Raw genomic sequence first — 22,722 nt, forward strand, 5'->3', positions numbered from 1 at the left:
CACGAAGTGGGCAGTATAGGTCCGCTCTGAGCAAGGAGCGGACATTCGCAAGGCATTCCTGACATCAGGGTATATTGCTCACCGAGGAGCAGGTCAGTCGCAGAGTGAAAAACAGGGTAATGATAACACCCACGATATTAATCTCTTACTTCGCCCCTCTTCCCAATATATCGACGTCAATGCCCCGGTAACGAACCATATTTTCCAGTTTCTTCTGGTCTGAATAGCCAGGATTACCAGAAAAAACAGTTCAAAATCATTCCCAGTGACATACCGATCTCTATGGTTAGTGCTACCCGCGACCTATTCTCTGTTAATGAATCCAGATTGACCACCGTGAGGGTCATCTTCACTTTCTCACGACAAGCATAGAATTTAGCACGGTGGCTCCATTGTCCGATTGTTGGCTTTGTCGCAAAGATAACAATACTTTTCCTTTAAATATCAAGGCTCCTCTTATGGAGCGCGAATTGCATCTTCCCCTCATCCCCCCATCGTCAACGAGGTCACTATGAAGGGAAATGAAATTCTGGCGCTGCTGGATGAACCGGCCTGTGAACACAACCATAAACAAAAATCCGGCTGCAGCGCCCCCAAACCCGGCTCTACCGCCGGCGGCTGCGCGTTCGACGGCGCGCAGATAACCTTACTGCCGATTGCCGACGTGGCGCATCTGGTTCATGGCCCCATCGGCTGCGCGGGAAGCTCCTGGGATAACCGCGGCAGCGTCAGCTCCGGGCCAACCCTTAACCGACTCGGGTTCACCACCGATCTCAACGAACAGGATGTGATTATGGGCCGCGGCGAACGTCGCCTGTTTCACGCCGTGCGCCATATTGTCACCCGCTATCATCCGGCGGCGGTCTTTATCTACAACACCTGCGTCCCGGCCATGGAGGGTGATGACCTGGAAGCGGTATGCCAGGCCGCGCAGACTGCGACCGGCGTACCGGTTATCGCTATTGATGCCGCCGGTTTTTACGGCAGTAAAAATCTCGGCAACCGGCTGGCGGGCGAAGTCATGGTGAACCGGGTCATCGGCCAGCGCGAACCGGCCCCCTGGCCGGAAACCTCGCCGTTTGCGCCAGAACAGCGTCATGATATTGGCCTGATTGGTGAATTCAATATTGCCGGCGAGTTCTGGCACATTCAGCCGCTGCTTGATGAGTTGGGGATCCGCGTGCTCGGCAGCCTCTCCGGCGATGGTCGTTTTGCCGAGATCCAGACCATGCACCGGGCGCAGGCCAATATGCTGGTCTGCTCGCGGGCGTTAATTAACGTCGCCAGAGCGCTAGAGCAGCGCTACGGCACGCCGTGGTTCGAGGGCAGTTTCTACGGTATTCGCGCCACCTCCGACGCCCTGCGCCAGCTGGCGGCGCTGCTGGGCGATGACGACCTGTGTCGCCGCACCGAAGCGCTGATTACGCGGGAGGAGCAGGCGGCTGAACTGGCACTACAACCGTGGCGTGAACAGTTGCGTGGCCGCAAAGCACTGCTCTATACCGGCGGAGTGAAATCGTGGTCGGTGGTGTCGGCGCTGCAAGATTTGGGCATGAGCGTGGTGGCAACCGGCACGCGCAAATCCACCGAAGAGGATAAACAGCGGATCCGCGAATTGATGGGCGACAAGGCGGTGATGCTGGAGGAAGGTAACGCCCGTTCCCTGCTGGACGTGGTGTATCGCTATCAGGCCGATCTGATGATCGCCGGCGGACGCAATATGTACACCGCCTATAAAGCCCGACTGCCGTTTCTCGATATTAATCAGGAGCGCGAGCACGCCTACGCCGGCTATCAGGGCATCGTCACCCTCGCCCGCCAGCTCTGTCAGACCATCAACAGCCCGATCTGGCCACAAACCCATTCCCGCGCCCCCTGGCACCAGGAGTAAATCATGGCAGACATCTTCCGTACCGATAAACCGCTGGCGGTCAGCCCGATCAAAACCGGCCAGCCGCTCGGCGCGATCCTCGCAAGCCTCGGGATCGCCCACAGTATTCCTCTCGTCCACGGCGCACAGGGTTGTAGCGCCTTCGCCAAAGTCTTTTTTATCCAGCATTTTCACGACCCGGTTCCCCTGCAGTCGACGGCGATGGACCCCACCTCGACGATTATGGGCGCAGATGGCAATATTTTTACCGCCCTGGATACCCTGTGCCAGCGTAATAATCCGCAGGCTATCGTACTGCTCAGCACCGGGCTGTCTGAAGCCCAAGGCAGCGATATTTCCCGCGTGGTCCGCCAGTTTCGCGAAGAGTATCCCCGTCACAAGGGGGTAGCGATATTGACGGTTAACACGCCGGATTTTTATGGCTCCATGGAAAACGGTTTTAGCGCGGTGCTGGAGAGCATCATTGAACAATGGGTGGCGCCAGCTCCCCGCCCCGCTCAGCGTAATCGCCGGGTCAACCTGCTGGTCAGCCACCTCTGCTCGCCGGGCGATATTGAGTGGTTACGCCGGTGTGTCGAAGCGTTCGGTCTGCAGGCGGTGATCCTGCCGGACCTGGCGCAGTCGATGGATGGGCACCTGGCTGCGGGGGATTTCTCGCCGCTAACCCAGGGCGGAACGCCGCTGCGCCAGATAGAGCAAATGGGGCAAAGTCTGTGTAGCTTCACCATTGGTGTCTCCCTTCATCGTGCATCTACGCTGCTCGCCCAGCGCTGCCGAGGGGAGGTGATTTCTCTGCCACATCTGATGACCCTCGAACGCTGCGACGCTTTTATCCATCAACTGGCGAAAATTTCCGGACGCGGCGTTCCCGAGTGGCTGGAACGCCAGCGCGGTCAACTGCAGGATGCGATGATCGATTGCCATATGTGGCTGCAGGGCCAGCGCATGGCGATAGCGGCGGAAGGCGATCTGCTGGCGGCGTGGTGCGATTTCGCCAACAGCCAGGGAATGCAACCCGGACCGCTGGTCGCTCCCACCAGTCATCCCAGCCTGCGCCAGCTGCCGGTCGAACGGGTGGTGCCGGGGGATCTGGAGGATCTGCAAACCCTGCTGTGCGCGCAGCCCGCCGACCTGCTGGTGGCCAACTCCCACGCCCGTGACCTGGCGGAGCAATTCGCGCTACCGCTGGTGCGCGCGGGATTTCCTGTCTTTGACAAGCTCGGCGAATTTCGCCGGGTACGCCAGGGGTATTGCGGAATGCGCGATACGCTGTTTGAGCTGGCGAATCTGATGCGCGAGTGCCATCACCACCTCGCCCACTACCGCTCGCCGCTTCGCCAGAGCACAGAATCTTCACTCTCCACAGGAGGCGCTTATGCCGCCGATTAATCGTCAGTTTGATATGGTCCATTCCGATGACTGGTCTATAAAGGTCGCCTTCGCCAGTTCCGATTATCGTCATGTCGATCAACATTTTGGCGCCACGCCGCGGCTGGTGGTATACGGCGTCAGGGCAGACCGGGTCACGCTGATCCGGGTGGTGGATTTCTCAGTCGAAAACGGCCATCAGGCGGAGAAGATCGCCAGAAGGATCCACGCCCTTGAGGATTGCGTCACGCTGTTCTGCGTGGCGATTGGCGAGGCGGTTTTTCGCCAGTTGTTGCAGGTCGGCGTCCGCGCCGAACGCGTCCCCGCCGACACCACTATCGTCGGCTTACTGCAGGAGATCCAGCTCTACTGGTACGACAAAGAGCAGCGTAAAAGCACTCGTCAACGCGACCCGGATCGCTTTGCCCGTCTGCTTCAGGAACAGGAGTGGCATGAGGATCTGGATTCGCGGCATTAGTCGTGTCGTTTCTGTGACAAAGCCCACAAAACATCACGACACTGTAGGATGGGCCTTGTCAGGTAAAAAGAATAACCAATTGAAAATAATTAATTTTATCTCCTGGTATCGCATTTGCTAGTTCATCATTACCGCCGCACTCCTGCGGTGAACCGCGCCCCGGCGTTTTCCGTCATCATCCCTGGAGCTGACAGCATGTGGAATTACTCCGAGAAAGTGAAAGACCATTTTTTTAACCCCCGCAACGCGCGCGTGGTGGACAACGCCAACGCGGTAGGCGACGTGGGTTCGTTAAGCTGCGGCGACGCCCTGCGCCTGATGCTGCGGGTTGACCCGCAAAGCGAAATCATTGAGGAGGCGGGCTTCCAGACCTTTGGCTGCGGCAGCGCCATCGCCTCCTCCTCCGCGCTGACGGAGCTGATCATTGGCCATACCCTCACCGAAGCCGGGCAGATAACCAACCAGCAGATTGCCGACTATCTCGACGGGCTGCCGCCGGAGAAAATGCACTGCTCGGTGATGGGCCAGGAGGCTCTGCGCGCGGCTATCGCCAACTTTCGCGGCGAAAGCCTTGAGGAAGAACATGACGAGGGCAAACTTATCTGCAAATGCTTCGGCGTCGATGAAGGGCATATTCGCCGCGCGGTGTTGAACAACGGCCTGACCACCCTTACAGAGGTGATCAACTACACCAAAGCGGGAGGCGGCTGTACCGCCTGCCACGAAAAAATCGAACTGGCGCTGGCGGAGATCCTCGCCCAACAGCCGCAGACGCCGCCTGCCGCGGCCAGCAGCAAAGATCCACACTGGCAGAGCGTCGTCGATACCATCGCTGAACTGCGCCCGCATATTCAGGCCGACGGCGGCGATATGTCGCTGCTCAGCGTTGACAACCACCAGGTGACCGTCAGCCTCTCCGGCAGCTGTAGCGGCTGCATGATGACCGATATGACTCTCGCCTGGCTGCAGCAAAAACTGATGGAACGTACCGGTTGTTATATGGAAGTGGTGGCGGCCTGAGCCGCGGTTAACTGACCCAAGGGGGACAAGATGAAACAGGTTTATCTCGATAACAACGCCACCACCCGTCTGGACCCGATGGTTCTGGAAGCGATGATGCCCTTTTTGACCGATTTTTACGGCAACCCCTCGTCAATACATGATTTTGGCATTCCGGCCCAGGCGGCACTGGAACGCGCGCATCAACAGGCTGCGGCCCTGCTGGGCGCGGAGTATCCCAGCGAAATCATCTTTACCTCCTGCGCCACCGAAGCCACCGCCACCGCTATCTCCTCGGCAATCACCCTGCTGCCGGAGCGACGCGAAATTATCACCAGTGCGGTCGAACATCCGGCGACGCTGGCGGCCTGCGAACACCTCGAGCGTCAGGGCTACCTGATTCACCGCATCGCGGTGGATGGCGAGGGCGCGCTGGACATGGCGCAGTACCGCGCTGCACTCAGCCCACGCGTCGCGCTGGTCAGCATTATGTGGGCGAATAACGAGACTGGGGTACTTTTCCCGGTCAGCGAAATGGCGGAACTGGCCCATGAACAAGGGGCACTGTTTCACTGCGATGCGGTGCAGGTTGTGGGGAAAATACCGATTGCTGTGGGCCAGACCCGCATTGATATGCTCTCCTGCTCGGCGCATAAGTTCCACGGGCCAAAAGGGGTGGGCTGCCTCTATTTGCGGCGGGGAACACGCTTTCGTCCGCTGCTGCGCGGCGGTCACCAGGGGTACGGTCGGCGGGCCGGGACGGAAAACATTACCGGGATCGTGGGTATGGGCGCGGCCTGCGAGCTGGCGAGTATTCATCTGCCGGGAATGACGCATATCGGCCAGTTGCGCGATAGCCTGGAGCATCGTCTGGTGGCCAGCGTGCCGTCGGTAATGGTGATGGGCGGTAGCCAACCGCGGGTGCCCGGCACGGTGAATCTGGCCTTTGAGTTTATTGAAGGCGAAGCCATTCTGCTGCTGCTAAACCAGGCCGGGATCGCCGCCTCCAGCGGCAGCGCCTGTACGTCAGGTTCACTGGAACCCTCCCACGTCATGCGGGCAATGAATATTCCCTATACCGCTGCCCACGGCACCATCCGTTTTTCCCTCTCGCGCTACACTCGGGAGAAAGATATCGATTACGTCGTTGCCTCACTGCCGCCGATTATCGACCGGTTGCGTGCGCTGTCGCCCTACTGGCAGAACGGCAAACCGCGCCCTGCGGACGCCGTCTTCACGCCGGTTTACGGCTAAGGCGGAGGTGGCTGATGGGACGCGTGCTGATTAACGATACCACCCTGCGCGACGGTGAGCAGAGCCCCGGCGTCGCCTTTCGCACCAGTGAAAAGGTCGCCATTGCCGAGGCGCTTTATGCCGCCGGGATTACGGCGCTGGAAGTCGGCACCCCAGCGATGGGCGACGAGGAGATCGCGCGGATCCAGCTGGTGCGCCGTCAGTTGCCTGGCGCGACGCTGATGACCTGGTGTCGGATGAACGCGCAGGAAATCCGCCAGAGCGCCGATCTGGGCATCGACTGGGTGGATATCTCGATTCCGGCGTCGGATAAGCTGCGCCAGTACAAACTGCGTGAACCGTTAGCAGTGCTGCTGGAGCGGCTGGCGATATTTATCCACCTGGCGCATACCCTCGGTCTGAAGGTGTGCATCGGCTGCGAGGATGCTTCGCGGGCCAGCGGGCAGACTCTGCGCGACATCGCCGCGGTGGCGCAGCAATGCGGCGCCGCTCGCCTGCGCTATGCCGATACGCTCGGCTTACTCGATCCTTTCACCACCGCGACGCAAATCTCGGCCCTGCGTGAAATCTGGGGCGGAGAAATCGAGATGCATGCCCATAACGATCTGGGCATGGCGACCGCCAATACGCTGGCGGCGGTCAGCGCCGGAGCCACCAGCGTCAATACCACGGTCCTCGGGCTTGGCGAGCGGGCAGGCAACGCGGCGCTGGAAACCGTCGCACTGGGCCTTGAGCGCTGCCTCAGCATAGAGACTGGCGTACATTTTGCCGCGCTGCCCGCGCTCTGTCAGAAGGTCGCAGAAGCCGCGCAGCGCACCATCGACCCACAGCAGCCGCTGGTCGGCGAGCTGGTGTTTACCCATGAATCTGGGGTCCATGTGGCGGCGCTCCTGCGCGATAGCGAAAGCTACCAGTCCATTGACCCTTCTCTGATGGGGCGCAGCTATCGGCTGGTGCTGGGCAAACATTCCGGGCGTCAGGCGGTCAATGGTGTATTTAACCTGATGGGTTATCACCTGAATGCTGCGCAAATTAACCAGCTGCTGCCCGCCATCCGCCGCTTTGCCGAAAACTGGAAACGCAGTCCGAAGGATTACGAACTGGTGGCTATCTACGACGAGCTGTGCGCTGAATCCGCCCTGCGGGCGAGGGGGTAATGATGGAGTGGTTTTATCAAATTCCCGGCGTGGACGAACTCCGCTCCGCCGAATCCTTTTTTCAGTTTTTCTCGGTCCCCTATCAGCCCGAGCGGCTTGGCCGCTGCTGCCTGCCGGTGCTGGCGACGTTTCACCGCAAACTGCGCGCTGAAGTACCGCTGAGAAACCAGCTGGAAGAAAACGCCCGTGCCCCTTGGCTGCTGGCGCGTCGTCTGCTCGCAGAGAGCTATCAGCAACAGTTTCAGGAGAACGAAACATGAGACCTAAATTCACCTTTAGTGAGGAGGTTCGCGTGGTACGCGCGATTCGTAACGACGGTACCGTCGCGGGCTTCGCTCCAGGCGCGCTGCTGGTCAGGCGCGGCAGCCGCGGATTTGTCCGCGACTGGGGCGTTTTTTTGCAGGATCAGATTATCTATCAGATCCACTTCCCCGACAGCGATCGGATCATCGGCTGCCGCGAACAGGAGCTGAACCCTATCTCTGAGCCGTGGCTGGCCGGGAACTTGCAATACGGTGATAGCGTCACCTGTCAGATGGCACTCTCGGTCAACGGCGATGTGGTCGTGACCGCTGGCCAGCGGGGACGCATTGAGGCTACCGATCGGGGTGAGTCTGGCGACTGCTATACCGTCGATTTTAGCGGCCGCTGGTTCAGGGTCCCGGCACAGGCCATCGCCCTTACAGAGGAGAGAGAACAGTGAACGCATGGCAACGTTTTGGTCGGCAACGGCTGGCACGTACTCGCTGGAATAGCGATCCGACAAGTTTGAATGCTGCCGATACACCGGCTTTTGAGCAGGCCTGGCAACAGCAGTGCCAGATGGAGCAGACGATCGTCGCGCTGGTCCCGGAAGGCGCTATCCCGCCGACGTTGAAGGATAATATCGCCGCCTCCCTTGCCGTCTGGCTCGACGAAGGTCACTTTACACCACCAGAACGCGCAGCCATCGTGCTGCATCACGCCCGACTGGAAATCGCCTTTGCCGATATTGCCCGTCAGGCGCCACAGCCGGATATCTCCACGGTACAGGCCTGGTATCTGCGCCATCAGACGCAGTTTATGCGCCCGGAACAACGTCTGACCCGCCATCTGCTGCTGACCGTCGAGAATGACCGTGAAGCCGTTCATCAGCAAATCCTCGACCTCTATCAGCAAATTAACGCCTCCCGGGATGCTTTCGCCCCACTGGCCCGCCGCTATTCTCAGTGCCCGAGCGCACTGGAAGACGGGCGTTTAGGCTGGATTAGCCGGGGTTTACTCTATCCGCAGCTCGAGAGTGCGCTGTTTGCTCTGGCGGAAAACGCGCTGAGCCCCCCTGTTGCCAGTGAGCTGGGCTGGCATCTTTTATGGTGTGAAGCGATTCGCCCGGCCGCACCGATGGAGCAGCAGCAGGCGCTGGAGCGCGCGCGTGATTATCTTTGGCAGCAGAGCCAGCAGCGTCACCAGCGCCAGTGGCTGGAACAGATGATTTCCCGTCAGCCGGGCCTGTGCGGGTAGCCCCGGCGGCTACCCAATGGCCTCTATAGCACGGTGCGTTTAATCTCCTCAAGCCAGGTCGCCAGTCGCGCTTCGGTCTGGTCGAACTGGTTATCTTGATCCAGTACCAGCCCAACGAAGCACTCTCCTTCCAGCGCCAAAGAGGCGCTAAATTCATAACCCTCATTCGGCCAGTTGCCAATCATCTGCGCGCCGCGCGAGCGCAGGGCGTCGTATAACGGACGCATGCCGCTGACGAAGTTGTCCGGATAGCCTCTCTGGTCGCCGAGGCCGAACAGCGCCACGGTTTTCCCGCTCAGGCTGGCGTCGCCGAGGCCGCTGATAAATTCGCTCCATGATTCGCTTTCGCATCCGGCCTCAAGCCCTGGCAACTGGCCGTCGCCGAGCGTCGGCGTGCCCAGCAGCAAGACCGGATAGGCCATAAAATCGTCCTGCGTCGTGCGGTTAATGTTGACCGGGGCATCCGCCAGCTCGCCGAGCTGCTTGTGGATCATTTTCGCGATTTTGCGGGTTTTACCGGTATCGGTGCCAAAGAAAATACCAATGTTGGCCATATTGCGCTCCTGTTGGGAATGGTGTCTGAAAACACAAGTTATCGCAGGGGTATTGCGAAGGCTGTGCCAGGTTTCATTGCCCTACTACGGTTCATCCCTGCCCCATAACGATCGCCTCGCCCTGCTGCTGCCGCTCGCCGCGGGCCTGGCGAGCCGGAAAATGCGACACAAATGTCGGTTTTACCCCTGCCGGATCAATGTTTCTGCAGGTCGTTTCGATAAGGGCTCACGGTTTGCATGGTTATAGGGGTTCGTATAAAACCGCGCGATCCCTGTCGCGGTGTCGGACAAATTGTCATAACTGCGACACAGGAGTTTGCGATGACCCTGAATATGATGCTCGATAACGCCGTGCCGGAGGCGATTGCCGGTGCGCTGACTCAACAACATCCGGGGCTGTTTTTTACGATGGTCGAACAAGCATCGGTGGCTATCTCCCTCACCGATGCCCGGGCGAATATTATTTACGCCAACCCGGCTTTTTGCCGCCAGACCGGGTATTCGCTGACGCAATTGTTAAACCAAAACCCACGTCTGCTGGCCAGCAGCCAGACGCCGCGAGCAATCTACCAGGAGATGTGGCACACCCTGCTTCAGCGCCAGCCATGGCGCGGTCAGCTGATTAACCAGCGCCGCGACGGCGGCCTGTATCTGGTGGATATCGACATCACCCCGGTGCTGAATCCGCAGGGCGAGCTGGAACATTATCTGGCGATGCAGCGGGATATTAGCGTCAGCTATACCCTGGAACAGCGGCTGCGCAATCATATGACGCTGATGGAAGCGGTGCTGAATAATATCCCCGCCGCCGTGGTGGTGGTGGATGAGCACGATCGGGTGGTGATGGATAACCTCGCCTACAAAACCTTCTGCGCGGACTGCGGCGGGAAAGAGCTGCTGGCTGAGCTACAGGTTTCACCGCACGCAATGGGGCCCGGCGCAGAGCAAATTCTGCCAGTGGTGATCCGCGGCGCGGTCCGCTGGCTGTCGGTGACCTGCTGGGGATTGCCCGGCGTCAGCGAAGAAGCCAGCCGCTATTTTATCGACAGCGCCCCGGCGCGAACGCTGGTGGTGATCGCCGACTGCACCCAGCAGCGCCAGCAGCATGAACAGGGCCGCCTCGACCGTCTGAAGCAGCAGATGACCGCCGGTAAGCTGCTGGCCGCCATTCGCGAGTCGCTGGATGCAGCGCTGATCCAACTTAACTGCCCGATCAATATGCTGGCAGCGGCCCGTCGGCTGAACGGCGAAGGCAGCGGCAACGTGGCGCTGGACGCAGCGTGGCGTGAAGGCGAAGAGGCCATGGCCCGCCTGCAGCGCTGCCGCCCCTCCCTTGAACTGGAAAGCAACGCCGTCTGGCCGCTACAACCCTTCTTTGACGACCTGTGTGCCCTGTACCGCACCCGCTTTGACGACCGCGCAAAATTGCATATTGATATGGCTTCGCCGCATCTGGTGGGCTTTGGCCAACGCACACAGTTGCTGGCCTGCTTAAGTTTATGGCTTGACCGCACGCTGGCCCTCGCCGCCGAGCTGCCCTCGGTACCGCTGGAAATAGAGCTTTATGCCGAAGAGGATGAGGGCTGGCTCTCGCTGTATCTCAACGACAATGTGCCGCTGCTCCAGGTGCGCTATACCCACTCCCCCGATGCCTTAAACTCCCCCGGCAAAGGGATGGAACTGCGGCTGATCCAAACCCTGGTCGCTTACCATCGCGGCGCGATTGAACTGGCTTCGCGCTCGCAGGGGGGGACCAGTCTCGTCATGCGTTTTCCGCTCTTTAATACCCTGAACGGAGGTGATCAATGAGCCATAAATTCGATTCGGATACCACCGTCAGGCGCTTCGATCTCTCCCAGCAGTTTACCGCCATGCAGCGGATAAGCGTAATATTGAGCCGCGCCACCGAAGCGAGTAAAACGCTGCAGGAGGTACTGAGCGTGTTACATAACGATGCTTTTATGCAGCACGGGATGATTTGCCTGTACGACAGCCAGCAGGAGATTCTGAGTATCGAAGCGCTGCAGCAAACGGAAAATCAGACGCTCCCAGGCAGTACGCAAATTCGCTACCGGCCGGGGGAAGGTCTGGTCGGTACCGTGCTGGCGCAGGGCCAGTCGCTGGTGCTGCCGCGTGTGGCCGACGATCAGCGGTTTCTCGACCGTCTCAGTCTGTACGATTATGACCTGCCGTTTATTGCCGTACCGCTCATGGGCCCCCATTCCCGGCCTATCGGTGTACTGGCGGCCCAGCCGATGGCCCGTCAGGAGGAGCGGCTGCCGGCCTGTACCCGGTTTCTCGAAACGGTCGCCAACCTGATAGCCCAGACGATTCGCCTGATGATCCTGCCGGCCTCCGCCTCACAGCCGCCGCCGCAGGCCGCCAGAATTGAGCGACCGCGCACCTGTGCACCATCGCGCGGTTTCGGCCTCGAGAACATGGTCGGTAAAAGCCCGGCGATGCGGCAGATTATGGAGATTATTCGTCAGGTCTCGCGCTGGGACACCACGGTGCTGGTACGCGGCGAAAGCGGTACCGGGAAAGAGCTTATCGCCAATGCTATTCACCATAATTCACCGCGTGCCGCCGCGGCCTTCGTCAAATTCAACTGCGCGGCGCTACCGGATACCCTGCTGGAGAGCGAGCTGTTTGGCCATGAAAAAGGCGCGTTTACCGGCGCGGTGCGCCAGCGTAAAGGGCGCTTTGAGTTGGCGGACGGCGGGACTCTGTTTCTGGATGAGATCGGCGAAAGCAGCGCCTCGTTTCAGGCTAAGCTGCTGCGAATTCTGCAAGAGGGAGAAATGGAGCGCGTCGGCGGCGATGAAACCCTGCGCGTCAACGTGCGCATCATCGCGGCGACCAATCGCCATCTGGAAGAAGAGGTGCGGCTGGGCCATTTCCGCGAGGATCTTTACTATCGCCTGAACGTGATGCCCATCGCCCTGCCCCCGTTGCGCGAACGTCAGGAGGATATCGCCGAACTGGCGCACTTTCTGGTGCGTAAAATCGCTCAGCACCAGGGGAGAACGCTGCGTATCAGCGATGGGGCCATTCGCCTGTTGATGGAGTACAGCTGGCCGGGCAACGTCCGCGAACTGGAAAACTGCCTTGAGCGTTCGGCGGTGATGTCGGAGAGCGGCCTGATAGACCGGGACGTGATCCTGTTCAACCATCGCGATAATCCGCCGAAAGCGCAACCCATCAGCGGTCCGGCGGAGGACGGCTGGCTCGATAACAGCCTTGACGAGCGCCAGCGGTTGATTGCGGCCCTCGAAAAAGCCGGCTGGGTGCAGGCCAAAGCGGCGCGACTGCTGGGGATGACGCCGCGCCAGGTGGCGTATCGGATTCAGATAATGGATATCACCATGCCGCGACTCTGAGCCCTTATGTGAGGTTCAGAACATTGTCGCCAGCGCGGCGGAATTGCGACAATTTAGTGTTTGTAGTTGCCGGTTAAATATTTTATTTTTCATGAAGTTACAAAATTCACCGCTGGTATAGCATTTGCAGCAGGAAGGTATCGCCCAACCACGAAGGTACGACTATGACTTCCTGCTCTTCTTTTCCTGGCGGCAAAGCCTGCCACTCAGCGGACGATGGCGCACTCACGCCGATCGTTGCCGATAAAGTCGCCGCGCACCCCTGCTACTCTCGTCATGGGCATCACCGTTTTGCTCGGATGCATCTGCCGGTCGCGCCCGCCTGCAATTTGCAGTGCAACTACTGTAATCGCAAATTCGATTGCAGTAATGAATCCCGCCCCGGGGTCTCTTCAACGCTGCTGACGCCTCAACAGGCGGTCTTAAAAGTGCGTCAGGTTGCGCAGGCCATTCCCCAGCTGTCGGTGGTGGGTATCGCGGGTCCCGGCGACCCGCTCGCCAATATCGCCCGCACCTTCCACACTCTGGAGCTGATCCGCGAACAGCTACCGGACCTGAAATTATGCCTGTCGACAAATGGACTGATGCTGCCCGACGCGGTGGATCGCCTGCTGGATGTCGGCGTTGACCACGTGACGGTCACCATTAACACTCTGGATGCGGAGATTGCCGCGCAAATCTACGCCTGGCTATGGCTGGACGGCGAACGCTACAGCGGGCGCGAAGCGGGAGAGATCCTGATTGCCCGTCAGCTTGAGGGCGTGCGCAGGCTGACCGCCAAAGGCGTGCTGGTGAAAATAAACTCGGTGCTAATCCCCGGCATTAACGATAGCGGCATGGCCGACGTCAGCCGCGAGCTGCGGACCCGCGGCGCGTTTATCCATAACATTATGCCGCTCATTGCCCGACCGGAGCACGGCACGGTGTTTGGCCTCAACGGCCAGCCGGAGCCGGACGCAGAACTGCTCGCCGCGACCCGCAGCCGGTGCGCAGAGGTGATGCCGCAGATGACCCACTGCCACCAGTGCCGCGCCGATGCCATTGGAATGCTCGGCGAAGATCGCAGCCAGCAGTTCAGCCAGCTCCCGGCCCCGGAGAGCCTGCCGGCATGGCTGCCGATCCTCCACCAGCGCGCGCAGCTTCACGCCAGTATCGCGACCCGCGGCGAATCGGAAGCCGATGACGCCTGTCTGGTCGCCGTGGCGTCAAGCCGCGGAGATGTGATTGATTGCCACTTTGGCCATACCGACCGGTTCTCTATTTATAGCCTGTCGGCCGCCGGCATGGTGCTGGTCAACGAACGGTTTACGCCGAAATATTGCCAGGGACGCGATGACTGCGAACCGCAGGATAATGACGCCAGGTTTGCGGCGATCCTCGAACTGCTGGCGGACGTGAAAGCCGTCTTTTGCGTGCGTATCGGCCACACGCCGTGGCAAAAGCTGGAACAGCAAGGCATTGAGCCGTGCGTTGACGGCGCGTGGCGCCCGGTCTCCGAGGTGTTGCCCGACTGGTGGCAGCAGCGTCGTGGGAGCTGGCCTGCCGCGTTGCCGCACAAGGGGGTCGCCTGATGGCGCCGCGCGACTGGCTAAGACGCCTGTGGCTACTGTATCACGCGGGCAAAGGCAGTTTTCCGCTGCGCATGGGGCTGAGTGCGCACGACTGGCAGGCGCTGCGGCGACGGTTGGGCGAGGAGGAAACGCCGCTGGATGGCGAGGTGCTACTCCGCCGTCGCCTGATGGCGGAACTGAATGCCACCCGCGAAGAGGAACGTCAGCAGTTGAGCGCATGGCTGGCGGACTGGATGCAGCAGGGAGCCGGACCGATGGCGCAGATTATCGCCGAGGTTTCGCTGGCGTTTAACCATCTCTGGCAGGACCTTGGCCTGGAGTCGCGCGCCGAATTGCGCCTGCTGATGAGCGACTGTTTTCCGCAGCTGGTGGTGATGAACGAACACAATATGCGCTGGAAAAAGTTCTTTTATCGTCAACGCTGTCTGCTGCAGCAAGGAGAAGTTACCTGCCGCTCGCCAAGCTGTGACGAGTGTTGGGAGCGCGATGCCTGTTTTGAGTGACGCCTGTCTTCGGGTTGCGCAAACGGGTCTGCTCAAGATACGTGGTGTTAATCTGCGGAATCTGCGAGGTGAGAAAAGAAGCGTCCTCTACGGAATATCCTGAAGCCGAAGAGGACGTTTGCACCCGCAGACTTTTCCGTCACCGGCGATCGCCGGTGCGATCTTTACAGTTGGCGCACGAAGTCGGGTGGCATAGAAGCATCGGACGTAGAACGTCTTAAGTCACTTCAGGAAATGAATGCCCGCCGCAATCGGTCATTCCAGGATACCACCCTGCCACCGGGGACTCATGAAGTCTTAAATCACAAACTATCCTTCATAGCATATTATGCTGGATCAAAAAGCCCCACCATGGAATGCCAATAGTCATGTGCACAACAAAAGTTAGTAAAGCGATTATAGTCCCGGTCAACCACCATGATTTAATATCATTATAACCGGCAGCAAAGATAATCGGCCCGGCCGCACCGCCATAGTGTGTGATACAACCACCATACGAGTTTGAAAACAAAATGGCCAAAGCAAGAAGTACGGGGGCGGTTCCGGTCACCAGTCCCACCGTTGCAAATACAGGAACCATGGCGGCTACATAGGCACCACCAGAGGCGAATAAATAGCGCACGACAATACTTAAAAAAACAATCATAATAATCGTACTGTTACCCGCGCCGAGGAAATCCAGATGTTCAGACATAAAGTCTGCCAGCCATTTGAAAAATCCTTCTTTACTTAACGTGGCGCTAAGTCCAATAATTGCGCCGTACCAGATTAGGGTATTCCAGCCGCCCTTGTTTTGCAGAACATCATTCCAGCAAATAATATTAAACACCAGGGCTCCGACCATTGCGATCACGGCAACGGAGGACTCGGTAAGCCCGAGGTAACGTGAGAAAATCCATCCCAGCAAAGCGGTGATAAAAACAACGATTAACCCTTTTTCTTTTCCGCTTATCGGCCCAAGTCCATTCAGACCAGCAGTGGCTATTTTAACATTATCTATCTTTTTTAATTCCGGGCGCGTTATTTTGTAAGTAATGTATGGAATCACCGCCAGCATCAAAAGCCCCAGGGGTACGCCCGCCAGAGCCCAACCGACCCAGCTTATCTGGATGTGAAAAATATCAGAGATCAACTGGAGCGCTAAAGCATTCCCGGCAAATGCTGTTAAAAACATATAGCTGGTGGTTTTCGTCACCATATACACATTCACCATCAGGAAACGCCCTGCTTTACAAGGACTCTCATTTGGTGTGGAACCTAATACCAGCGCAATACTGTTGATAATCGGGAATACCACTCCACCTGCACGAGCTGTATTAGAGGGGGTGGCCGGGGACAGAATTAAATCTAACAGCGCAGTGACATAGCCTAACCGCAGAGTCGTGCCGCCGAACTTTAAAATAAACCAGTACGCCAGTCGCTTTCCCAATCCGGTTGTGACGAACGCGGCACTTAAGGTAAATGCACTAAACACCAGCCATGTGGTTCCTGATGAATAGCCGCTCAGGACATCCATTGGCTTTACGGGCGAATTATCAAAACTGGCCAGGGCAATACATGACAACGCCACGGCGGAAAGCATAATGACGGGCTCAGGGTATGGTTTACTCACCAGCCCTACAATCGACGCGAGATAAATGCCCGCCAGTACCCATGCCTCTTTCGTTAATCCTTCCGGCGGAGGAATAATTATTGATAATAATATTATTAAGATAAGAAGAACTATTTTTAGTTTCTTTGACTTCAACATACGTCACCCCAGCATTAAGCCATTCCGTTGGCAGCAGAAGCTTCCGAAAAAAGAAGCCCCTGCTGAACAATGGTGCTCTTGACGACTATTTTATTAATGAACGTAATGTATTAATAATTAGCCGGCAAATGTTTTAATAATATCTTTCTCATTAACCGTGAGCTGATATTCTGGCAGCCGATCAAAGTTAAGGTAACGATAAGTATCGTCACGTGTGTCCTGGATTTTATCCATATGCCAGAAATATTGTTCAACGGTCGGCATTTTCCCGGTCATTGCCGCTACCGCGCTAAGTTCTGCCGATGCCAGAAAGACCTTAGCATCCGTGCCCAGACGATTCGGGAAGTTGCGGGTGGATGTCGAAACAACATGGCTGCCTTGTCGTACCCGAGCCTGATTCCCCATACACAGAGAACATCCGGCGGGTTCTATCCTGGCGCCAGATTTAATAAACATATTAAAATAGCCTTCGCTGGAAAGCTGCTGCGCATCCATTTTCGTCGGCGGCGCCAGCCAAAGCCTCGTGGGGATCTCTTTGGCGTCTGCAATAATTTTACCGGCAGCGCGGAAATGACCAATATTCGTCATGCAAGAGCCAATAAACACTTCATCTATCGGCGAACGCGCCACCTCAGACAGCAGACGGGCATCATCCGGATCATTAGGCGCGCATACAATAGGCTCGGTAATCTCCGTCAGATCGATGTCAATCACTGCGGCGTACTCAGCATTTTTGTCGGCAACCAGAAGTGACGGGTTAGCCAGCCAGGCTTCTATTTCGGCAATACGTCGCTCCAGCGTCGCTGAGTTTTCGTAACCCTGACGAATCATCCAATGCAGCAGGGCGGCATTTGAACGCAAATACTCCGCCACGTTTTCTTCTTCAAGACGAAGAACGCATGCGGCAGCCGAACGTTCCGCGGAAGCATCGGCCAGTTCGAAAGCCTGCTCTGCTTTCAACATGCCAAGTCCTTCAATTTCCAGAATACGACCCGAGAAAATATTGATCTTATTTTTCTTCTCAACCGTCAGTAAACCTTGCCTGATGGCATAGAACGGAATGGCGTGGACCAGATCGCGCAAGGTGATCCCTTTTTGCATCTCTCCTGTAAAGCGAACCAGCACAGACTCCGGCATATCCAGCGGCATAATTCCCGTTGCCGCAGCAAAAGCCACCAGCCCGGAGCCCCCAGGAAAAGAGATCCCCAGCGGGAAACGCGTATGAGAGTCTGCCCCGGTCCCTACGGTATCAGGAATAAGCATGCGGTTAAGCCAGGAGTGGATGATGCCATCACCCGGCTTGAGCGCAATGCCGTTCCGGCGACTGATAAAATCAGGCAACGTGTCATGTAGCTTGACATCAACCGGCTTAGGATAAGCCGATGTATGGCAAAAAGACTGCATAACCAAATCGGCGGAAAAGCTCAGGCAGGCCAGGTCAGTAAGCTCATCGCGCGTCATCCCGCCGGTGGTGTCCTGTGAACCCACCGTTGACACTTTAGGTTCGCAATACTGTCCCGGGCGAACCCCTTCAACGCCGCACGCTCTTCCCACTATTTTCTGCGCCAGCGTAAAGCCAGCCGATGAAGGCGCCGGCGCCTTTGGCTGGCGGAAGACCGCGGAAGGAGGAAGTCCCAGCGATTCGCGTGCCCTTGCCGTCAGACTTCTGCCAATGATCAACGGTATACGCCCTCCGGCGCGCACCTCATCAAGCAACACATCCGTTTTCAACGTGAATGAAGTAATCAGCCGCTGACTGGCGGTTTCGCGAACCTCTCCCAGATATGGCCAGAGATCAATTCGCATCCCTGTTTCCAGCCCGGAAACATCCATTTCGACCGGCAGCGCGCCGGAATCCTCAAGCGTGTTGAAAAAGATGGGGGCAATATTTCCGCCAAAAACAAATCCGCCGTTTCGCTTATTGGGCACCCAGGGGATATCGTTGCCGATATGCCATAAAATGGAGTTTGTGGCTGATTTACGGGAAGAGCCCGTGCCGACGACGTCCCCAACGTAGACCAGCGGGTAGCCCTCTTTTTTCAGCTGTTGCAGTTGCTGTACGGGTCCCCGGCTTCCGGGTTCGTCCGGTGTCACGCCGTCACGCGGATTACTCAGCATAGACAACGCGTGCAGAGGAATGTCCGGACGTGACCATGCCTCCGGCGCAGGTGATAAATCATCCGTATTCGTTTCCCCTGCGACTTTAAATACGGTAAGGGTAATTTTTTCAGGCAACTCCTGGCGGCGTAGAAACCATTCGGCATTTGCCCATGACTGCATCACGTTTTGCGCCTGGACATTCCCCTGATTCGCTTTTTCTTCAATATCCTTAAACTTTTCAAAAATAAGAAGCGTGGTGCTTAATTGTTCCGCAGCACTGCTGCCCCATTTAGGGTCATCCAGTAAATCAATAAGCGGCTGGATATTATAGCCACCCTGCATCGTCCCCAGTAACTCAATAGCCTGCTGAGGGGCAATGATACTCGTAGGAGATTCTTCTTTAATTTGCTGGTAGAGAAAATCCGCTTTGAGCTTCGCCGCAGGATCGACACCTGGCGGTACGCGATGCGTTAGCAGTTGAATAAGGGTATTTTTATCATCACCGTCCCCGCTGAGCAGAGACATAATTAATTCTTGCGTTTGCTCTGCGGTTAAAGGTTTCGGCGGAATGTTTTTCAAAGCACGTTCTTGTACATGCTTATTATAAGCTTCTAACATATGCTCTCCGGATCAAATATTATTTATCTGAATAGTGGTATGCGATAAATTTTTTTGTAAAACCTACTTTTTAATATCATGCTCAAGGGCTTCACCAAATTCCGCCAGCTGCTCAAGGCCATACTCCCACTCGCCGAATCCGGACTCGGTATTGATGTGACCGGCTTCGCCAATATCAATGACACGAGAGCCCCAGCATTCAGCCCAAAATTGCGCGCGTTTAAAAGACATTAACGGATCGTTTTGACTGGCAAACATGAGGCTGGGGATCACTAATTTCTCGGGAAGTACAGCCTCCTCCAGTTCGAAAAGCGATGGTTCAGCGGGAGCAACCATAACAATGCCCGCAATATTGATTTTTTGCGTTTGCACCAGCCGACATGATGCAAGCGCCCCAAAACTGTGCCCGACCAGAATGGCCGGGCGCTGACAGGTGGCCAGCTCCCGGCGGATAGCGGACACCCAGGCGTCAATATCAGGTTCCAGCCAGTTTCGCTGACTTATCCGTTTCCAGAGTGGAAAACGACGGCTCCAACAACTCTGCCAGTGATGCTCATCACTGTCTCTCAGGCCCGGTACCAGAATAATCGTGAACCTTTCACTCAGCGGTTCCAGACGTTGCGTAGTCATAAAGCCCTCCTCTCCACGTTCAGTACCCCCATCAGGCCGGATAGTGGGAAAGTACCCAGCCAACGGCAAGAAGATCCGCACTGCCACCAGGGCTTATATTTTTTGCAATCAAAGCCTTATCCATGTTTACTAGCGCTTTTCTGAGCTTTTCACCCGACAGATTTTTGATGTTGAGCACTCTTCTCGCATAGCGCTGAACATATTTCAGTCCTTTTAGTCCACTCCGGGACACCACATTGGTATCGGGATTGGCGGCCATCAAGGCCAGGAGCATCTTCAGTAGCGCATCCTGCTCAGATAACCCCTCTTGCAACGCTCTTTCCCACTGTGGCAAACCGTAGCGGGTGACGGTATTAAAACCGTTTTCAGCTTCGCCCCGCGCACCGGTAAGTCCAAGGGTCTGAAAAAGGTGCTCACCTTTGGTTTTTGCTTGCCCGGTTTTGCTCAGTTCATGGTCAACCAGACCCGCACACATCGCGCGGATTTCCCGGCACAGGTTGCGCTGACTGAGCATCTGATGACTTTTAACCAGCCGCCCGGCGGCTGCACATAAGAGGCCGAGCGAAAAAATCCCGCCCTTATGCGTATTGACGCCGACGGTGGCATTGAACATCGCCTGTTCGCAGGCCAGACCTGTTGGCCTTATCGCCAATAAGGTCTGGGGAGCGGGTGAATCCGCGGTAGCCAGTCCTTGCGCAAAAAAACGGGGGAACCAGGGGGCCACGGCGCTGATGCTGGCCATAAAGAGCGTGATATTCATATCACGATGCGCGCCGTTATTGTCGCCATCAACCAGCCCCGGCTTGGGCGTTAATTTGACTTCCCGATACATCGCCTCAGCGGCCAGCCAGGCGATGCTTTGTACCTGCTCAGCCCGTTTAACGTTGACCGCTAAAGTAGTCATAGGTTAAATCCTCAATAACTTGCGCCAGTTCATTCTGCGAATGGCGACGCATACGAGAGCAGACGTGGGCAGGCTCATGACAAATGAAGCACCTGCGCATAGGCTGGCGTATCGCACTGCGCTTAATTAATCCGGATTTTGGGCAAAACACATCGATGTCCCACAGACGCCCGAGAGGATGGTTATCCTCCAGATGCGCCGTGACATGTTTTATCATCCAGCCTGGCGCCAATACGGACCAGAACGCCTCTGGCCCGGTAGGCAGGAAACGGATTTCGTGCTTGCAGACTTCCCAGCGGTGTTTGCGCAGCAGCTGGTTAAGGGCCTCATTCGCCTCCGCCATCACCTGCCGGGCGAGCGGTGTATCTTTCACTTCGCCTGGCCAGACGAGCGTGGTTGAAATCACCGACTGTCCGTATCCCTGCAGCCACCGTTGCTGCAAGTCCGCGCGCGCTTCTCTGGCTTTCAGAACATCCTCAAGGGTGATGGTCGCGCAGGTTGCCTTTGTCGTTTCGCCGATCATTCTTTCACCTGCCTTACGACATCAATGACGCTGCCATCGCGATAACGCACCACGCCGACAATACGGGAAGTAAACTCAATCGGTTTCGGTTCACCAGAAATCACCAGCGCTCTCTGATAAAGCGATTCGATTTCAACGACCGGTAAACCGGCAGCAATCAGCTTCTCTTTGACCTCCGGACGGGCAGGATTCACGGCAATACCATGGTCAGTCACCAGCACGTCAATGCTTTCACCCGGGGTAACGCAAGTCGTAACCTGCCTGACGACGGTAGGAATACGGCTGCGAATCAAGGGAGCGACCACAATAGTTAAGTTGGCAGCCGCAGCGACATCGCAATGTCCGCCAGATGCGCCGCGCATCACGCCATCGGACCCCGTCAGCACGTTCACATTGAAATCGGTGTCAATTTCCAGCGCACTTAAAATGACAACATCGACGCGATCGCAGCAGGCGGCTTTCGCGGCAGGGTTCGCATAAACGCTGGTTGAGATTTCAACATGATTGGGGTTTTTCGCCAGCGAAGCCCCTGCGACGCCGTCAAAGCTTTGGGTATCCAGCAGTTTGGTGATGAGCCCTTTTTCATGCAGATCCACAATGCTGCCGGTAATGCCGCCTAAGGCAAATCGCGCAACAATATTGTGTTTTCTCATACGCGATTCCAGAAATCGCGTGCAGGCCGTAGACGCCGCGCCTGAGCCGGTTTGCAGGGAAAAGCCATCCTGGAAATAACCGGAATGTTCAATCACATCGGCGGCAGAGCGCGCAATCATCAGCTCTCGCGGATTGCTGGTCACGCGAGCGGCGCCTACGCTGATTTTTGCCGGGTCACCAACGCTGTCTATTTTGACAATATAATCAACCTGGTCCTGAATAATGCTGGCTGGCATATACGGGAACGGTTCAATACTTTCCGTCAGTAACACCACTTTTTTGGCATATTTTGCATCGACCATCGCATAGCCAAGCGAACCGCATCGGGATTTGCCGCCGCTGCCATTGGCATTGCCATATTCATCGCAGCAGGAGACAGCTAAAAAGGCGACATCAATGTTAATTTCACCCTTTTCAATCAGATTGACTCTTCCGCCATGCGAGTGGATCTGTACCGGCTCCTCCATCAGTCCGTGTGAAATCGCATCAGCTAATTCGCCGCGCATCCCGGAAGTATAAATTTTGCGAATCACACCATTTTTGATATGTTCAATCAGCGGCGCATTGCAGGTCATCAGAGAACTGGATGCCAGCGTCAATCCTTTTAAGCCTTTTTCCGCCAGCTTAGCCATAACGTAGTTAATGACTTTGTCACCCTCGCGGAAAGCGTGATGAAATGAAACGGTCATACCATCATGTAAATCACAATGGGCTAAAACGTCATCCACGGTGTCGAACAGTTTACGTTGATATTTTTGACGAGGATCGGCCAGATAAGGTGTATGTGTGTTGGCGCCGGTAAACACCTCATATTTATGCTGGCTGCCGGCTATGTTACGAAGTGCTTCAGTTAAATGACTCATCGTTTAATCCTGTGGCTATAGGCTG

General features: G+C 56.8%; 20 protein-coding genes. 13 read left to right on the forward strand and 7 right to left on the reverse strand.

Going from position 1 to position 22,722, the window contains the following annotated elements:
* The first annotated feature begins 511 nt into the window (after positions 1–511).
* The 9 genes from nifE (at position 512) to nifM (ending at position 8,647) form a co-directional block, all read left to right on the forward strand.
* Entirely contained in the window at positions 512–1,891 is a 1,380-nt protein-coding gene (gene nifE / locus CWM52_RS16075) for a nitrogenase iron-molybdenum cofactor biosynthesis protein NifE (RefSeq protein WP_100685004.1), read from the forward strand.
* Between the two features lie 3 nt (positions 1,892–1,894).
* Positions 1,895–3,280, forward strand: a complete 1,386-nt coding sequence (gene nifN, locus CWM52_RS16080) for a nitrogenase iron-molybdenum cofactor biosynthesis protein NifN (protein WP_100685005.1) — start codon at positions 1,895–1,897, stop codon at positions 3,278–3,280.
* On the forward strand, positions 3,267–3,737 hold the full coding sequence (locus CWM52_RS16085; RefSeq protein ID WP_100685006.1) for a NifB/NifX family molybdenum-iron cluster-binding protein: 471 nt from the start codon (positions 3,267–3,269) through the stop codon (positions 3,735–3,737). The genes nifN and CWM52_RS16085 overlap by 14 nt, the downstream gene beginning before the upstream one ends.
* 195 nt (positions 3,738–3,932) lie before the next feature.
* Entirely contained in the window at positions 3,933–4,757 is an 825-nt protein-coding gene (gene nifU, locus CWM52_RS16090; protein WP_100685007.1) for a Fe-S cluster assembly protein NifU, read from the forward strand.
* A gap of 30 nt (positions 4,758–4,787) precedes the next feature.
* Positions 4,788–5,990: a cysteine desulfurase NifS gene (nifS, locus tag CWM52_RS16095; RefSeq protein ID WP_100685008.1), complete on the forward strand. Its 1,203-nt coding sequence runs from the start codon at positions 4,788–4,790 to the stop codon at positions 5,988–5,990.
* Between the two features lie 14 nt (positions 5,991–6,004).
* Complete coding sequence (gene nifV, locus CWM52_RS16100) at positions 6,005–7,147, forward strand: homocitrate synthase (protein WP_100685009.1); 1,143 nt, start codon at positions 6,005–6,007, stop codon at positions 7,145–7,147.
* On the forward strand, positions 7,147–7,407 hold the full coding sequence (locus tag CWM52_RS16105; RefSeq protein ID WP_100685010.1) for a nitrogenase-stabilizing/protective protein NifW: 261 nt from the start codon (positions 7,147–7,149) through the stop codon (positions 7,405–7,407). Before nifV ends, CWM52_RS16105 begins: the two co-directional genes overlap by 1 nt.
* Positions 7,404–7,850 (forward strand): nitrogen fixation protein NifZ, encoded by a 447-nt coding sequence (locus CWM52_RS16110; RefSeq protein ID WP_100685011.1) that lies wholly within the window; start codon positions 7,404–7,406, stop codon positions 7,848–7,850. Before CWM52_RS16105 ends, CWM52_RS16110 begins: the two co-directional genes overlap by 4 nt.
* A complete protein-coding gene (gene nifM / locus CWM52_RS16115) occupies positions 7,847–8,647 on the forward strand; it encodes a nitrogen fixation protein NifM (RefSeq protein WP_100685012.1) in 801 nt (266 codons plus the stop codon). The genes CWM52_RS16110 and nifM overlap by 4 nt, the downstream gene beginning before the upstream one ends.
* 23 nt (positions 8,648–8,670) lie before the next feature.
* Here nifM and CWM52_RS16120 read toward each other — a convergent pair whose 3' ends face one another.
* Positions 8,671–9,201 (reverse strand): flavodoxin, encoded by a 531-nt coding sequence (locus CWM52_RS16120; protein ID WP_100685013.1) that lies wholly within the window; start codon positions 9,199–9,201, stop codon positions 8,671–8,673.
* 321 nt (positions 9,202–9,522) lie between these two features.
* Between CWM52_RS16120 and nifL the strand changes: the two genes are divergently transcribed.
* The 4 genes from nifL (at position 9,523) to CWM52_RS16140 (ending at position 14,655) form a co-directional block, all read left to right on the forward strand.
* Complete coding sequence (nifL, locus tag CWM52_RS16125) at positions 9,523–11,010, forward strand: nitrogen fixation negative regulator NifL (RefSeq protein WP_100685014.1); 1,488 nt, start codon at positions 9,523–9,525, stop codon at positions 11,008–11,010.
* A complete protein-coding gene (nifA, locus tag CWM52_RS16130; RefSeq protein WP_100685015.1) occupies positions 11,007–12,581 on the forward strand; it encodes a nif-specific transcriptional activator NifA in 1,575 nt (524 codons plus the stop codon). Before nifL ends, nifA begins: the two co-directional genes overlap by 4 nt.
* A 164-nt stretch (positions 12,582–12,745) precedes the next feature.
* Positions 12,746–14,152: a nitrogenase cofactor biosynthesis protein NifB gene (nifB, locus tag CWM52_RS16135; protein WP_100685016.1), complete on the forward strand. Its 1,407-nt coding sequence runs from the start codon at positions 12,746–12,748 to the stop codon at positions 14,150–14,152.
* Positions 14,152–14,655, forward strand: coding sequence for a nitrogen fixation protein NifQ (locus CWM52_RS16140; RefSeq protein ID WP_100685017.1), 504 nt, complete (start codon positions 14,152–14,154; stop codon positions 14,653–14,655). The genes nifB and CWM52_RS16140 overlap by 1 nt, the downstream gene beginning before the upstream one ends.
* A gap of 316 nt (positions 14,656–14,971) precedes the next feature.
* On the opposite strand, the gene CWM52_RS16145 is transcribed toward CWM52_RS16140, so the two are convergent.
* The 6 genes from CWM52_RS16145 to citF form a co-directional block, all read right to left on the reverse strand.
* Positions 14,972–16,405, reverse strand: a complete 1,434-nt coding sequence (locus tag CWM52_RS16145; protein WP_100685018.1) for an anion permease — start codon at positions 16,403–16,405, stop codon at positions 14,972–14,974.
* A 117-nt stretch (positions 16,406–16,522) separates the two neighbouring features.
* Positions 16,523–19,123 carry a bifunctional aconitate hydratase 2/2-methylisocitrate dehydratase gene (acnB, locus tag CWM52_RS16150; RefSeq protein ID WP_100685019.1) on the reverse strand — a complete coding sequence of 867 codons (2,601 nt, stop codon included), beginning with the start codon at positions 19,121–19,123 and terminating at the stop codon, positions 16,523–16,525.
* Between the two features lie 63 nt (positions 19,124–19,186).
* Positions 19,187–19,753 (reverse strand): RBBP9/YdeN family alpha/beta hydrolase, encoded by a 567-nt coding sequence (locus tag CWM52_RS16155; RefSeq protein WP_100685020.1) that lies wholly within the window; start codon positions 19,751–19,753, stop codon positions 19,187–19,189.
* A 31-nt stretch (positions 19,754–19,784) separates the two neighbouring features.
* A complete protein-coding gene (gene citG, locus CWM52_RS16160; RefSeq protein WP_100685021.1) occupies positions 19,785–20,657 on the reverse strand; it encodes a triphosphoribosyl-dephospho-CoA synthase CitG in 873 nt (290 codons plus the stop codon).
* Positions 20,632–21,180, reverse strand: coding sequence for a citrate lyase holo-[acyl-carrier protein] synthase (citX, locus tag CWM52_RS16165; protein ID WP_100685022.1), 549 nt, complete (start codon positions 21,178–21,180; stop codon positions 20,632–20,634). The genes citG and citX overlap by 26 nt, the downstream gene beginning before the upstream one ends.
* Positions 21,177–22,697, reverse strand: a complete 1,521-nt coding sequence (gene citF / locus CWM52_RS16170; RefSeq protein WP_100685023.1) for a citrate lyase subunit alpha — start codon at positions 22,695–22,697, stop codon at positions 21,177–21,179. The genes citX and citF overlap by 4 nt, the downstream gene beginning before the upstream one ends.
* Positions 22,698–22,722 lie beyond the last annotated feature (25 nt).

Source organism: Raoultella sp. T31 (assembly GCF_002806725.1).
GTDB classification, from domain to species: domain Bacteria; phylum Pseudomonadota; class Gammaproteobacteria; order Enterobacterales; family Enterobacteriaceae; genus Klebsiella; species Klebsiella electrica.

Coding starts and splice junctions, on each gene's coding strand:
- nifE (WP_100685004.1), top strand. CDS start 512: ATGAAGGGAAATGAAATTCTGGCGCTGCTGGATGAACCGGCCTGTGAA.
- nifN (WP_100685005.1), top strand. CDS start 1,895: ATGGCAGACATCTTCCGTACCGATAAACCGCTGGCGGTCAGCCCGATC.
- CWM52_RS16085 (WP_100685006.1), top strand. CDS start 3,267: ATGCCGCCGATTAATCGTCAGTTTGATATGGTCCATTCCGATGACTGG.
- nifU (WP_100685007.1), top strand. CDS start 3,933: ATGTGGAATTACTCCGAGAAAGTGAAAGACCATTTTTTTAACCCCCGC.
- nifS (WP_100685008.1), top strand. CDS start 4,788: ATGAAACAGGTTTATCTCGATAACAACGCCACCACCCGTCTGGACCCG.
- nifV (WP_100685009.1), top strand. CDS start 6,005: ATGGGACGCGTGCTGATTAACGATACCACCCTGCGCGACGGTGAGCAG.
- CWM52_RS16105 (WP_100685010.1), top strand. CDS start 7,147: ATGATGGAGTGGTTTTATCAAATTCCCGGCGTGGACGAACTCCGCTCC.
- CWM52_RS16110 (WP_100685011.1), top strand. CDS start 7,404: ATGAGACCTAAATTCACCTTTAGTGAGGAGGTTCGCGTGGTACGCGCG.
- CWM52_RS16120 (WP_100685013.1), bottom strand. CDS start 9,201: ATGGCCAACATTGGTATTTTCTTTGGCACCGATACCGGTAAAACCCGC.
- nifL (WP_100685014.1), top strand. CDS start 9,523: ATGACCCTGAATATGATGCTCGATAACGCCGTGCCGGAGGCGATTGCC.
- nifA (WP_100685015.1), top strand. CDS start 11,007: ATGAGCCATAAATTCGATTCGGATACCACCGTCAGGCGCTTCGATCTC.
- nifB (WP_100685016.1), top strand. CDS start 12,746: ATGACTTCCTGCTCTTCTTTTCCTGGCGGCAAAGCCTGCCACTCAGCG.
- CWM52_RS16140 (WP_100685017.1), top strand. CDS start 14,152: ATGGCGCCGCGCGACTGGCTAAGACGCCTGTGGCTACTGTATCACGCG.
- CWM52_RS16145 (WP_100685018.1), bottom strand. CDS start 16,405: ATGTTGAAGTCAAAGAAACTAAAAATAGTTCTTCTTATCTTAATAATA.
- acnB (WP_100685019.1), bottom strand. CDS start 19,123: ATGTTAGAAGCTTATAATAAGCATGTACAAGAACGTGCTTTGAAAAAC.
- CWM52_RS16155 (WP_100685020.1), bottom strand. CDS start 19,753: ATGACTACGCAACGTCTGGAACCGCTGAGTGAAAGGTTCACGATTATT.
- citG (WP_100685021.1), bottom strand. CDS start 20,657: ATGACTACTTTAGCGGTCAACGTTAAACGGGCTGAGCAGGTACAAAGC.
- citX (WP_100685022.1), bottom strand. CDS start 21,180: ATGATCGGCGAAACGACAAAGGCAACCTGCGCGACCATCACCCTTGAG.
- citF (WP_100685023.1), bottom strand. CDS start 22,697: ATGAGTCATTTAACTGAAGCACTTCGTAACATAGCCGGCAGCCAGCAT.